Origin of the sequence: Butyricimonas sp. DFI.6.44 (genome assembly GCF_022132345.1) — a bacterium.
GTDB classification, from domain to species: domain Bacteria; phylum Bacteroidota; class Bacteroidia; order Bacteroidales; family Marinifilaceae; genus Butyricimonas; species Butyricimonas muris.
Map to the genome: position 1 here is coordinate 139192 of NZ_JAKNJD010000011.1, position 14152 is coordinate 153343.

9 protein-coding genes are annotated in these 14152 nt (G+C 47.1%); 8 read left to right on the forward strand and 1 reads right to left on the reverse strand.

The window, feature by feature from the left end; translation table 11 throughout:
* Positions 1–207: 207 nt before the first annotated feature.
* From L0M98_RS15805 to L0M98_RS15820, 4 genes are all read left to right on the forward strand, one after another.
* The gene (locus L0M98_RS15805) at positions 208–1416 is read left to right on the forward strand and encodes a DUF4252 domain-containing protein (protein ID WP_227216871.1); all 1209 of its coding nucleotides are present in this window, start codon (positions 208–210) and stop codon (positions 1414–1416) included.
* A 61-nt stretch (positions 1417–1477) separates the two neighbouring features.
* Positions 1478–2881: an efflux transporter outer membrane subunit gene (locus tag L0M98_RS15810; protein WP_186974733.1), complete on the forward strand. Its 1404-nt coding sequence runs from the start codon at positions 1478–1480 to the stop codon at positions 2879–2881.
* 55 nt (positions 2882–2936) lie between these two features.
* Positions 2937–4034: an efflux RND transporter periplasmic adaptor subunit gene (locus tag L0M98_RS15815; RefSeq protein WP_227216870.1), complete on the forward strand. Its 1098-nt coding sequence runs from the start codon at positions 2937–2939 to the stop codon at positions 4032–4034.
* A 106-nt stretch (positions 4035–4140) separates the two neighbouring features.
* Positions 4141–7260 (forward strand): efflux RND transporter permease subunit, encoded by a 3120-nt coding sequence (locus L0M98_RS15820; protein WP_227216869.1) that lies wholly within the window; start codon positions 4141–4143, stop codon positions 7258–7260.
* A gap of 161 nt (positions 7261–7421) precedes the next feature.
* Here the strand turns inward: L0M98_RS15820 and L0M98_RS15825 are convergent, their stop codons facing one another.
* Positions 7422–9584: a S46 family peptidase gene (locus tag L0M98_RS15825; protein WP_099291145.1), complete on the reverse strand. Its 2163-nt coding sequence runs from the start codon at positions 9582–9584 to the stop codon at positions 7422–7424.
* Positions 9585–9984: 400 nt separating this feature from the next.
* On the opposite strand from L0M98_RS15825, the gene L0M98_RS15830 reads away from it, so the two are divergent.
* From L0M98_RS15830 to L0M98_RS15845, 4 genes are all read left to right on the forward strand, one after another.
* Entirely contained in the window at positions 9985–11268 is a 1284-nt protein-coding gene (locus tag L0M98_RS15830) for an aspartate kinase (RefSeq protein WP_227216868.1), read from the forward strand.
* Positions 11265–11993, forward strand: a complete 729-nt coding sequence (locus tag L0M98_RS15835) for a glycosyltransferase family 2 protein (protein WP_186974738.1) — start codon at positions 11265–11267, stop codon at positions 11991–11993. The genes L0M98_RS15830 and L0M98_RS15835 overlap by 4 nt, the downstream gene beginning before the upstream one ends.
* Before the next feature lie 11 nt (positions 11994–12004).
* Positions 12005–13702: a hypothetical protein gene (locus L0M98_RS15840; RefSeq protein ID WP_227216867.1), complete on the forward strand. Its 1698-nt coding sequence runs from the start codon at positions 12005–12007 to the stop codon at positions 13700–13702.
* Positions 13703–13794: 92 nt separating this feature from the next.
* A complete protein-coding gene (locus L0M98_RS15845) occupies positions 13795–14070 on the forward strand; it encodes a hypothetical protein (RefSeq protein ID WP_227216866.1) in 276 nt (91 codons plus the stop codon).
* The last annotated feature ends 82 nt before the right edge of the window (positions 14071–14152 follow it).

Consider the following 14152-nt stretch of genomic DNA (forward strand, 5'->3'; position numbering starts at 1 on the left):
TTAGATTGAATATCAAGAGTATCTTCAATTTAAAATTTAAAATTTACAATTTACAATCTGTTTTCGGCTTCAAAGGTATAAAATTTCTCGCCCAATGGTATAACTTTTGTAAATAACGTTAAGCCGGGAATAATGAACGGGTTATTCCATTAAATTTACTGTCGGTTAAAAAAGAATGTGCCAGTATAACAATAAAATTATCAGGTTATGAAGATCAGATGTTTATTAACGTGTATAGTAAGCCTTGTCATCGTTTTTCCCCTGCAAGCGCAGGTAGGCAAAGAGATGAAAGCGTTCCGTAACAAAGAAGGCATAACCGTGACGATGCTAACCCCATCGCTTTATAAACTGTATAAACAAAGCGATATGTCTATCGCCGCGGAAGAAGCCTTGAATAACATGAAAGAAATCAACGTGATGTACGTTGACAAAAAACGGGCAACCCCTAAAGTAGTCGAAGAAATCAACCAAAGACTAATCCCGAGCATGGAAAACGAGTCCAAGTACACTCTCGTACGCAGCCATCAAGGCGTATACGGTCAAGAGCGTCTGTACGTGACACAGAACAACGAGCAGATCACGACATTAGTATTATGGAACGAGGAAAGAGAACAGCTCTCCGTGATTGAATTAAAGGGAAATATCGACTTGGATAATGTGGATGAGATCGCTGCGGCTCTCAATGTGAAAGGACTTGACAGACTGGCATACATCAACACTCCCGCCGAAGGCAGTTCTTTCGCCGAGAGGATGGGCAACCCGATGGACCTGCTCAAACGGATGGAAGAGAGATTCGGGGTTAAGAGAGATTCGCTCTTCGGCGAAGATCCTTTCGGAACCCTGCGGGAACGATTCGGGAATATGGGCAGCATGGAAGATATGATGAAACGTGCAGAAGAGGCATTCCGCAACATGGGCAGTATGTTCAACGGGATGGACGGCATGTCCGAATCTATTTCCAACGGTCTGGAAGTCATCCGCGAGAACGGTAAAACCCGTATCAAAGTAAACGCTACCAATTCGGAACTCGCGTACTTGATCGACGGGGTAGAATATGCCGCCGACAGCTTGAAAAACGGGATACCGGAGGAGATTGCCAACGTGATTATGGTCACCGAACCGGGCAACGCGAAAAAGTCCCACGTGATCATCAACACGCTGAAAAAATCAGGACAATTCATCAGCTATTCCAACGGCGTCTTGAAATACAAATACAAAAATCAGGAATTTACGGTCAATCCGGAGAAACTGTCCAAACCGTCATTACTCGTCAACAATCGGCTCACGAGAACATTCAACGTCGACCCGATGCAAATTATTCAAATACGCCCGGCAACGGAAAGCGAGCGAAAAATACTTAACGCTCCGTCCGCCCAAGTAGTTATTGTTACAGACGAAATGAATTTCGGGTTCTAACATTTTTTCCTTATTCTCGTATAGCAGTTAGTAGAAAATAGACTAACACAATTTATACACTATGAGACTGGCTGCTATGACGAGGACAGGATGTATCCTGTCATTTATTATTTTCACACTTATAACTTTGGCGGGGAAAGCTGCCCCGCCACAAGTCAACAAACCTTACAAAAGGACTAGCAATGCCCCGAACCTGCAACAGACACTTCCCTCGAACGACGAATGGTGGAAACTGTTCAGAGATCCCATACTCGACACGCTGATTGACAAAGCGGTAATCAAAAACTACGACGTCCGTAACGCGATCCGCAAAATAGAACTGGCTAAAGCCAAATTACGGGTAGACCGGAGTCCTTATTACCCGACCATCTACTTCTCGGGTAGTTACGCACCGGAAAAGAGCAGTCTTAGCGCCGACAAGAAAAACATCATCGAACGGGTGGGAAGCGCCACGGTCAATTTGAACTGGGAACTCGACGTTTTCGGACGAATCCGTAAAGAAAGTTCCTCACAGAAAGAGTTCTATCTCGCCGCCCAAGAAGACTACCGGGGAGTTATGGTATCACTTGCCGCCCAGTTGTCCACGGCATACGTCAATCTGCGTTGCGCCCAGAAGCAACTCGAAGTGACTCAAAGGAATATCGAATCCCAAAAACAGGTCATGGAACTCACGGAATCCAAACTAAACGTGGGACTCGCATCCCGGCTCGACGTGGCTCAGGCAAAAAGTCTTTACCTGCAAACAAAAGCATCCCTTCCGGGTATCGAATCAACTATCGCGCAACAAATAAACCTGATCGGGGTATTGATCGGGGAACATTCCGTTCAGATTCGGGATTCCCTGTTCAGAACACACCCGCTCCCGGAAAACCCGAGAGCGGCAGCCGTCGGGATTCCCGCGAACCTGATCCGCCAACGACCGGATGTACGTTCGGCAGAGAGAACTATCGACGGACTGGCCGAGGCTGTCGGGGCAAGCCGTGCCGACTGGTGGCCGAAATTTCTCGTGACAGGTTACATCGGTTACGCTTCCGAGAACTTCGAACACTTCACGGACAAGGAAAACATGATATGGCAAATTGCTCCCTCTATCAAGTGGACGATATTCAGCGGTCGTAACCTCGTGGAATCCAAGAAATCAGCACAAATCCAATTGGATGAAGAGATCAACTCGTACAACCAGACCTTGCTCACCGCCTTACAGGAAGTGGACAATGCGCTGGTAACTTACAACAAATCCCTCTCGCAAATCTCCGCCCTGAACGATGCTTACCAGCAATCACAATTAACACTGGATCTGGCGATAGAACAATATAAAAACGGTCTGACAAGCTACCAGAATGTGCTCACGTCACAATTGAGCCTGCTGAATTACGAAAATTCCCTCGTGGAAGCGCGGGCAGCGTCACTCCGTTACTTGATAGAACTCTATCAGGCTCTTGGCGGAGGATGGCCTGTGGAATAATTTTAGATTTAATGATTTTAGATTTCATTTACACGAACTAACATACATATTTATTATGAAAGTATCCAGTTTTATCTTCTTTATTCCGATCATCTTTTTAACGGGATGTGGGGATTCCAAGCAAAAAAAAGAAACACCTCAGGCTCCCTCGGTGGAGGTCGCTCATCCGGGATTCCGTACCGTGGTTTACACGTTTGAATACCCGGGGTATATGGAAGCGGAACAGACCGTCAATCTAGTTGCCCGCGTATCTGGGTATCTCGATTCGTACAACTTCACCCCCGGTCAGCGGGTACGGGAAGGACAAACTCTTTTCGTGATAGAACCTCAACCTTACAAAGACAAGGTTGCCCAAGCCGAAGCGAATGTAGAAAGTTGCAAATCCAAACTGGCATACGCCAAGGCATCCTACGAACGCATGAAAGAAGCCGTGAAAAATAAGGCTATCAGCGAAATAGACTACCTGCAATCCCAATCGGATTACGGGGAAGCGGTTGCCGCCTACGAGGATGCGCGGGCGCAATTGAGTTCCGCCAATATAGACCTATCCTATTGCATGGTAAAAGCTCCTTTCACGGGACGGATATCCCGTAACATGGTCGATCCCGGTAATATGGTAGGAACCGACGCCAACAATTCGGCACTGGCAACCATATACAAGGACAACCAGATGTACCTTTATTTCAATATGGCATACGCCGATTTCATGCAATTACCCCAAAACAGTCCGTCGGCACTACCCGTCACGATACAAGACGTGAACAATCCCGAAAAAACATGGATTGCCTCTCTCGATTACCGGTCGCCCAACGTCGACCTCTCCACTGGAACCATCACCGTACGGGCAATAGCCAGAAACCCGAACGGGGATTTGTTGAGCGGAATGTACGTGAAAGTTGTCGTACCTTACAAGAGTGTACCGAAAGCCATCGTCATTCCCGAGGCTTCCATCAGTACCAACCAAGGAGGACGTTACATCTACCTCGTCACCCCCGACGATACCGTGGAATTTCGTCAAGTAAAAGTCGGAACCCTAACCCCTGACGGCATGCGGGAAATCATCAGCGGCGTCACCACCGAAAACCGCTACGTGACCAAAGCCCTCATCAACATCCGTCCGGGAATGAAAATTAAACCCATTTTAAAATTTTAGATTTTAGATTTACGATTTTAGATTCCAGCCACACGAAACCCAACGTTGCCGACTCCTTAAATCGTAAATCATAAATCCAAAATCATAAATCTAAAATTCAATCTTTATGATGTCCAAGTTTTTCATCAACCGCCCTATATTCGCCACAGTCCTTTCCATCCTTATCGTGGTGGCAGGAGTGATCTCCTTGAGCTCATTACCCGTGGAACAATACCCCACGATCACGCCGCCGACGGTAGTCGTGGAGGCACAATACCCGGGAGCCAACGCCACGACCATAGCGCAGATGGTGGCAACCCCGATCGAACAACAAGTGAACGGGGTGGAAGGGATGTTATACATGTCGTCCACCTCGTCCAGCGCGGGAATATACAAACTCACGGTCACGTTTGAAGTCGGTACCGACCTCGACATGGCAACCGTCCTCGTGCAAAACCGGGTAAACATAGCCCAAAGCGCACTCCCGCAGGAAGTCACCAAACTGGGTATCACGACCACGAAAGAATCTACCAACGTGGTCATGTTCCTCACCCTGACCTCGGACAACCCGAGCTATGATGCCCTATACCTCTCCAACTACGCGGAGTTAAACCTCGTCAACGAATTAAGCCGAATCAAAGGGGTGGGAAGTGTCGGTTCCTTCGGTGCCGGCAATTACAGTATGCGCGTATGGCTGGACCCGAATTTACTCGCTATCCGGGATGTCAGTCCGGAAGAAATCATTTCCGCTATCGAAAGCCAGAACATACAGGTAGCTCCCGGCTCAGTAGGCGCCCCCCCTTTGGCAAGCCCGGTAGCTTTCCAATATACCCTCGAAACGCAAGGATTACTTGTCAATGAAGAAGAATTCGGCAATATCATAATCAAAGCTCTCCCCGGCGGGAAATACCTCCGGGTAAAAGATGTCGCCACGGTGGAACTTGGCAGCCAGTCATACAGTGCCAGTGCCACGTTGAAAGGTGGTGCTGTCGCCGCCATCGCCATTTATCAGCTTCCGGGTGCCAACGCCATCGACGTTTCCCAACGAATCAAAGCACGGGTAAACACCCTCTCGTCCTACCTCCCCGACGGAGTAAACCTCAACATCACACTCGACACCACGGAATTTATTCACGCCTCCATCAAAGAGATATACAAAACTTTAGGTACCGCATTCCTGCTCGTGCTCATCGTTATACTACTGTTCTTGCAAAACTGGCGGGCGATGCTGATCCCGTTGATAGCAATCCCCGTCTCGCTTGTCGGAACCTTTGCCTTCATGAACATACTCGGTTTCTCGATCAACACGCTGACTCTTTTCGGACTGGTACTCGCCATCGGACTGGTAGTCGACGACGCCATTATCATCGTCGAGAATAGCTACCGACTGATAGAAACCGGGAAATACACCGATATGCGGGCAGCCGTCACCCAAGCCATGAAAGAGGTTTCAGGCGCCATTGTCGGCATTATACTCGTTTTGCTCGCCGTGTTCATTCCCACGGCATTTATCGGGGGAATCACCGGTTCGCTCTACAAACAGTTTGCCCTCACGATTGCCGCCGCTACCGTGATCAGCGGATTCAACGCCCTGACTCTTAGCCCCGCCCTTTGTGCGCTATTCTTGAAACCGGCAAAACCATCCCGTTTCTTCCTTTTCAAGGGATTCAATAAATTCTTCGAAAAGACCAGTAACGGGTACATGTGGGTAGTACGGGGCTTTATCCGCAAATCGGCTCTGGCGATGTTTATCTTTATCGTTTTGTCCGTACTTGCCTTCTTGGGCTTCATGTACAGACCGACCACTTTCGTTCCGAACGAAGATCAGGGATATTTCCTCGTCTCCATGCAACTCCCCGACGGGGCTTCCCTCTCCCGCACGGAAGAGGCATCTGCCAAAGCCGGAGCCATATTAAAAGACATCGACGGGGTGCGAACCTATATCACTATCAATGGCTTCTCCATGATGGACAACGCTCAAAGTTCCAACGCGGCATCCATTTTCGTGATGCTCGAAAACTGGGACAAACGTAAAGCAAAAGCCCTCGGAGTCGATGCCATCACTACCCGTTTCAACGAACTCGCTTACGTGGAAATCCCCGAGGCACAGAGTTATGCCGTATCCCCGCCACCCATACCCGGGTTAGGAGAAAGCAGCGGCTTCCAACTCATGCTGGAAGACATCAATAATTACGGTTCGGCAGCCCTGCAACAAGCCACGGATCATCTTGTCGATGCCGGCAACCGATACCCCGGACTTGCCATGCTCCGCTCCACGTTCAGTGCCAGTGTTCCGCAATATTACCTGAACATAGACCGGGACAAAGTGGAATTAATGCAAATCCCCATCGGCGACGTGTTCAGCGCGTTGTCGGCATATATCGGTTCTATCTACGTCAACAACTTCGTGAAATACGGACGTACTTTTCAAGTAAATCTCCAAGGCCTGCCTTCCACCCGTGAAGTCATCGATGATGTGTTGTTCCTCAACGTGAAAAACACACAAGGCAACATGGTTCCATTCTCCGCCTTTACCACCGTGGAACAACGTCTAGGCACAGAATTACTACCCAAGTACAACACCTATGCGGCAGTTTCCATATCCGGCTCGGCAGCAGCGGGATACAGTTCCGGTCAAGCCCTTACCGCCATGGAGCAAGTCGTCAAAGAAGAATTAGGCAACACGTTCGGGTACGAGTGGACAGGCCTGTCCTATCAGGAAGAAAGTGCCGGTTCAACCACCACCGCGATATTCATTCTCGCCATCCTCGTGGCATTCCTTATTCTTGCCGCTCAATACGAGAGTTGGACATCACCTTTCGCCGTTGTCATGGGATTGCCTATTGCCCTTTTGGGCGTTGTCATCGGATGCCTTATAATGAATTTGCCGATCAGCGTCTACACCCAGATTGGTATCATCCTGCTGATTGCTCTCACGGCAAAAAATGCCATCCTAATCGTGGAATTCGCCCGGGACTATCGTGCCGCAGGAAAGCCGATCAGCGAAGCGGCTCTGGAGGCCGGACGGGTACGTTTACGCCCGATTTTGATGACCTCATTCGCCTTCATCCTCGGTGTATTCCCCTTGATCATTTCCACCGGAGCAGGTGCGGCCAGCCGAATCTCTCTCGGCACCGCAGTATTCTACGGTATGTTAATGACATCCCTCGTCGGCACACTCTTTATGCCCAACTTCTACTACATCATGGAATCCCTGCAAGAATGGTTCAAAAAGAAAAGTTCATGAAGTATTATAGTTTATAAAGTTTATAAAGTTCATAAGGTTTATAAAGTATTGGACCCCTGCGGGGCGCTTTGTCTACGGCAACTTGAGTTGCCGATAAGCATAGTCCGAAGGACACCCGTTACTTTATAAACCTTATGAACTTTATAAACTTTCAAACTCAATTAGTACACAATCGTCATTTCATTGATCAAGTTCTGGGCATTAGCCATCTTGTCTACAATAAACAACATATATCGCGTATCCAGATTGATACATCTTTGCAAATTTTCCTCGAAATCGATATCACCAGACATAGCTTCAGAGTTCCCGTCGAAAGCGGTACCAATCAACTCACCGTAAGCATTGATCACCGGAGAACCGGAGTTACCACCCGTGATATCGTTATTCGTGATAAAGTTCACAGAAATATTGTCAGCACCGTAGCGACCGAAATTCTTTGCATAATACAAATCTTTCAACTTCTGCGGAACCTCGAACTCTCCGCCTTTCGGACCTTCTTTTTCCATCACACCCGTTAAAGTGGTGTAATAATCATAGAATACGGCATCCTTCGGTTTGTAGCTCTTCACGTTACCGTAAGTCAAACGAATCGTGGAATTAGCGTTCGGCGCCCATACTTTGTCGGGTTGCATCTCCATCAATCCTTTCACGAACAGACGGTCACCTTTAGCGATATTCGTCCGCATCTCTTGTGTCAAACCTCCCAATTTCTGGTAAGTCTCAAACAAAGAGTTACCCATAACATATCCCGGGTCCTTCTCCAACTTCTTCATATCGGGTTTTGCCAAAAAGGCGTCAAAACGAGCCTGATCGGTAAATATTGATTTCTCTGATACCTCCTTGGCAAACTTATCGTAATTACCCTTGTATTTCTTGTTGATCATTTTGATCACTTCCGGGTGCCATTCTTCAGCCACGTTATCGCTGTACATCTTCAGCATTGTAGCGATCAAATTCTTCTCAACATCCTTGTTATAATCCTTGAAAAACTCAGTCGCATTATCCTTAATCGCGTCCATCATGCGTCCTTTAATCATCTCCGGAGTTTTCTCGTCGAAATACGCTTTCAGCGTGTTCGTCACGCGAACGGCAAACAACGGACTCTCCGCTCCCTGAAGACCGGCTTCCTGCATATAAGACATAGCCTCGTTGTAAGGATGCATAGCTTCATAACCTTCCTTAATCAAAGTCAAAGCATTACCATATTTAGCTTTACGAGCAGACTCGGCATTCATCCAAGTTGTAAATTCACGCTCGATCTTCTCCTTCTCACCCATGGTGTTCAAGTTCTTCAAAGCGATATTCTGCTCGTGAGAATATTTCCAGTAATTCGCGCACGATGCATATTTAGAAGCGTATTGGATACGGGTTTTCGGATCTGCATCCATTCCTTCTTTCATCACGCGCAATTTCTCTGTACGCACTTTATAACGGATATCGTTCGTTACATCCATCGTTTCTTTCAGACCGAAAGAAGTCAGGAAACGATCCGTCGTTCCGGGGAATCCCATGATCATGGCGAAATCACCGTCCTGTACGCCTTTAGCGGAAACAGGTAAATGATGTTTCGGTTTCAAGGGAATATTATTCTGAGAATAAGGAGCAGGTTCTCCGTCCGGTCCGGTATAGACACGCATCATACAGAAATCGGCAGTATGACGGGGCCATACCCAGTTGTCCGTGTCACCACCGAATTTACCCATGCTCTGTGGCGGAGCTCCCACCAAACGAACATCCTGATAAATCTTGTACACCAACAAAAAGAATTGATTTCCCTCGAACATATCGATAACTTGCGCCTGCAGGTTAGTACCTTTCACGGCTTCCGCCGCAATCTGTTTTGAAACCGCACCAATAACCTCAGCACGTTGTGCCTCTGTCATATCGTCTTTCAAAACGGCATTCACCTTGTCAGTAACATCTTCCATGCGTTGCAAGATAGAAGCCGTGATCCCGGGATTCGGCAACTCATCTTTCATATCATATGCCCAGAAACCGTTAGACAAGTAATCATGCTCCACCGTGGAGTGCTTTTGAATCACACCAAAACCACAATGGTGGTTCGTCAAGACCAATCCCTTGTCGGAAATAATCTCACCCGAACAGAAATGCCAAAACGGGCGTCCGGCGTTACCCAAACCCACGATAGCATCTTTCAACGACGCCTTGTTCACGGAATAAATATCTTCCGCCGTCAATTTACACCCTTGTGCCTGCATCTGCTCAATATTTTTCCCGAGCAGGGACAACAGCCACATACCTTCATCCGCCCGCACGATTGACGTTGAAAGTAAAGCAACTAAAACAATTAAAACTCTCTTCATCTGTTTAAATTTCACGTTTATATATAATCGAATTTAATTCATTCCTCCACCACGAACTCGTGTCCCACCGCCTACTATCCAGCGGCAAACGTTCGCGAATATACAATTTAATTCTCTGATACTTCACGTAACTCCCCGTGATTTAATATTATTATAACATTCAAACACTTCTCTCGACAACATCTCCAACCTTCAATAACCTTGGATTTAATGCAAAAATTAATGATTATTACCTTGGATTTAATGCAACACACTCGAAATAAAACTAATATGAGATACATAAATTCCATGCAGTATAACGAGAAATAATCCACTTAAACATTACAGGACTTTTCTTTCCATTGCATTTTTTCATTTAAAAACATACCTTTGTTTCGCAATCTTAAAATCACGAAATTACATGAAGGTATTCAAGTTCGGGGGAGCATCCGTGAAAGATGCCGAAGGAGTTAAAAATCTATCCTCTATTGTCCGCGGGCAACACGGGCAACTCATCGTGGTCGTTTCCGCGATGGGCAAAACGACCAATTTGCTGGAAACACTATGCAATGCTTATTTCCACCGGGATAGTAAAACAGTGGCGATCGTGGAAGAATTGAAAAATTTTCACCTCGGCATCGTCAACTCGTTATTTCCCCTGAATGATCCGGTCTACAAAAATCTGGACGAATTATTCACCTCCCTCGGAAACATCTTGAATACCGAATCTTCCCTGTGCTACGACTACGAGTACGACCGTATCATCTGCTTCGGGGAACTCATCTCGACCACGATTATTTCCCATTATTTAAGGCTGAAAGGAATCGACAACCTGTTCATCGACATACGCAAATACTTGAAAACCGACCAGAACTACCGGAACGGCAACATCGACCTTGAACTCTCCGGGCAGCTCTGCGAAGAGGCTTTCGATTTTAAAAATACCACCATCTACGTCACCCAAGGCTTCATCGCCGGAACCCGTACCAACCAAACCACCACGCTGGGACGCGAGGGCTCCGATTACACGGCGGCATTACTTGCCAACCTGCTGAACGCCGAGGATGTCACCATCTGGAAAGACGTACCGGGAGTAATGAATGCCGACCCGAAAGAATACGACAAGGCACAAGTCATCAGCAAAATGTCGTACAAAGAAGCCATCGAGCTATCCCACTTCGGGGCAAAAGTCATTCACCCGAAAACCATAAAACCGATACAGAACAAACAAATTCCCCTGTATGTAAAATCATTCTTGCACCCGGAATCAAGCGGAACAATCATCGAGGAAATAGACGAGCACCTGAAACTCCCCCCCATATACATCAACAAGGGGAATCAATGCCTGCTAACCCTCACTCCAAGAGATTTTTCCTTCATCGCCGAAGAAAAACTCAGTCACATCTTTGCCATACTTGCGCGATACAAACTCAAGCTGAACCTGATGCAAAACTCCGCCATCAGCTTCTCGTTCTGCATAGATTGCAACACGGCCATCTTCAATGAATTTCTGCAACAATTGCAAGAAGAATTTGAGGTACGTTACAACCAGGATGTCAAACTGATAACCATACGCCACTACACGGAAGAAGCCATCCGGGAAATAATAGGCGACCGCCCGTCACTCGTGGAACAACGAAGCCGGACAACCGCCCAATTCGTGTTGAGAAACCATATGTCGGAACCAATTCACTCTCGTTCATGAAACAACAGACCTTGTCCATCATCATCCCCGCGTACAACGAAGCGAGTACCATATTCCGGTTACTGGAAAAAGTACATCATACCCGCCTCGTCCATGATATTCGTAAAGAAATTATTGTTGTAAACGATTGTTCCAAAGATAACACGGAAGAAGAAATCCTGCGTTTTACAGAAACTTACCCGGACTGCACTCTCGTTTATCACAAACAGCCGCACAATCAAGGAAAAGGAGCTGCAATTCGAGCGGGAATCCAAAAAATCACGGGCAATTGGACAATCATTCAGGACGCTGACCTTGAATACAACCCCGAAGATTACAACCCGCTACTGGAATGGATGATAGAGAACGACGGAAAAGTCATTTACGGTTCCCGTTTCCTGAACAAAACGAACAAACACTCCTACCAGAGCTTCTACCTTGGCGGACGGCTCCTCTCCATAGTGACGAACCTGCTGTACGGGCAACACCTCACGGACGAGCCGACCTGCTACAAGATGTTCGACTCGGGACTATTGCGTTCCATCCCCTTAAAATCCACGGGCTTCGAGTTCTGCCCCGAGGTCACGGCAATCGTCTGCCGCCGGGGATACAAAATACCGGAACTCCCTATCCGTTACTATCCCCGCAGCATCGAGGAAGGCAAAAAAATCAACTGGAAAGACGGGTTGATAGCCATCTGGGTACTGGTAAAAATACGATTCGCGAACAAACATTCACTCGAATAAACACCACAATCATGAATATATTCAAAAACATACAACCCCGAACGTTAATATATTACTGTTTAGGTATCATCACCTGTGTATTCGTCTTCAACTACATACAAATATTTGACTTCAAACCGGACTTAAACGGTGACAACGTGTACTACTACGCCCTCGGCAAAGCCCTCGCCTCCGGGCAGGGATACACCAACATCATGTTCCTCGAGGAAAGCCCCCACTCGCACTTTCCCCCGGGTTACCCGTTATTCACGGCACTTATCCTGCTGTTTTTCAAATCCTACACGGCACTGAAAATAGCGAACGGTGTTCTTTTCGGCTTATCCATCCTGCTTCTTTTCTTCCTGACGAAAAGAATTTCAGGCAATATGCTTCTGGCATTACTGACCTGCCTGCTATGCTGCATGCAGCAAGCCATGTTGCGCTACTCGACCATCGTGATGAGCGAAATGTTATTCGCCTTCCTGACAATGGGAGTACTCTACCTCTTCAGCCTTCTCGACACGGACCGCCTTTTCAGCAAAGACCGTCCCCGCCGGCAAATACTCTATTTCGCGGGAATCATCATCGGGCTGAATTACATCTACTTCGTCCGCACCATGGGAACATCCATCATTATCGCCGCCATACTCTACATGCTACTCCTTTGCGGGCAAAAAGCCCTCGAATGGCTAAAAAGCAAGCGGGAGAACAGCGACACGCGAATCATTCATCTCAACAAACGAGCCCTAACGAGCAACCTGCTCATCCTGTGCATCATCATTGCCACCTTCGCCGGGGCTAAAACCGCGTGGGATTTCAGGAACAAAAGCATCGGGGTAACTCAAAGCGATTACCTCAAAGACTTCAAGAAAAAGCCCAAGGGACAAACCATGGAAACATTCTCCGACTGGACGGAACGCGTGCAAAACAATCTCGTCAGCTACACCGGGAAATGGATACCCACCGCCGTCATCTCCGACGAACCCGCGTTTGACCAAAAAGTAACCCGAACAGACCTCATCAAAGGCACATGCATCGTTATTCTCATGATTCTGGGATTAATAGCCTTACCCCACATGAAACTCCTGCTCTTCCTGTACATCGGCATCACCATGGCAGTACTCATGGTCTGGCCGGAACAATATGCCGGACACCGTTACTTCATCGGCATCATTCCGTTATTCATCTTCCTGTTCCTGAACGGCTGCGTGGAAGGATTGCGCTTGCTTGTAAAGAAAATGCCGGAAACAAAATTCACACGTCTAATCCCCACCGGGGGAATGGTCATCGTATCCCTTTTCCTGTTCCCGCATTACGCCAAAGCCCTAAAACCACAGCAAAATTTCGCCACGTATAAAGTTTGGAACGAAAAAATTGCCGACGCCGCTTTCGTAGAATACATATACGCCATCAACTGGTGCAAAAAGAACTTACCGGAAGACGCCCGCATCGCTTGTCGCAAACCGGAATTATTCTACCTCTTCTCGGGAGGTCGGAAATCAACCAGTTTCCCGCAATACGCCACCCCGGAAGACCTGCTCAACACGTTCAAAGAGAAAAACCTCTCGCACGTCATCATCGACCGTTGGTTCCGCCACGGGTATGTCACCGTCTACCCGATGGTACAAAAATACCCCACCCATTTCAAACCCTTGATTCAAATCGGGCAGAACACGAAAAAACAGCTCCCGACACTTATTTTCCAATTCTTCCCGCAAGCGAAATTGTAATATTCTTCAATAAACCAGAATACTGATTATGGATACATTAAGTCTCAAGAAAGCAACATCATTGTTCATCCTAACTTTAATACAAAGAGACGATGGACAAAAGAAACAAATTATGGAGACACCGGCAAATGGCACGCGTGTTCAAAGCTCGCATGATTCTTTATGCCGCTTATAGACATTGCATTATTCACGAGGATGGCAGTATTGATAGTCATCCGCATTGGTTCGAGTTGGCAAAAGAAAAATGGGCAAGAGTTTACAAAACCTCAGGAACTCCATGTAACTGTTCGATGTGCAGAGGAGAAAAGTATAACCGCAAGGAATACAAGAAAGAAACTCTGCGCATTATCAAAGAATCATTGGATTAGCCAATAGATTGAAACGTCATGAGGGGGGACAAAAGTCCTTGTCTAAACTCAACTCTCCCTCTGTTTCCAGAAAAACTCACCA

Excerpts from the sequence above, each read along its gene's own strand:
- L0M98_RS15805 (WP_227216871.1), top strand. The coding sequence starts at position 208 with ATGAAGATCAGATGTTTATTAACGTGTATAGTAAGCCTTGTCATCGTT.
- L0M98_RS15810 (WP_186974733.1), top strand. The coding sequence starts at position 1,478 with ATGAGACTGGCTGCTATGACGAGGACAGGATGTATCCTGTCATTTATT.
- L0M98_RS15815 (WP_227216870.1), top strand. The coding sequence starts at position 2,937 with ATGAAAGTATCCAGTTTTATCTTCTTTATTCCGATCATCTTTTTAACG.
- L0M98_RS15820 (WP_227216869.1), top strand. The coding sequence starts at position 4,141 with ATGATGTCCAAGTTTTTCATCAACCGCCCTATATTCGCCACAGTCCTT.
- L0M98_RS15825 (WP_099291145.1), bottom strand. The coding sequence starts at position 9,584 with ATGAAGAGAGTTTTAATTGTTTTAGTTGCTTTACTTTCAACGTCAATC.
- L0M98_RS15830 (WP_227216868.1), top strand. The coding sequence starts at position 9,985 with ATGAAGGTATTCAAGTTCGGGGGAGCATCCGTGAAAGATGCCGAAGGA.
- L0M98_RS15835 (WP_186974738.1), top strand. The coding sequence starts at position 11,265 with ATGAAACAACAGACCTTGTCCATCATCATCCCCGCGTACAACGAAGCG.
- L0M98_RS15840 (WP_227216867.1), top strand. The coding sequence starts at position 12,005 with ATGAATATATTCAAAAACATACAACCCCGAACGTTAATATATTACTGT.
- L0M98_RS15845 (WP_227216866.1), top strand. The coding sequence starts at position 13,795 with ATGGACAAAAGAAACAAATTATGGAGACACCGGCAAATGGCACGCGTG.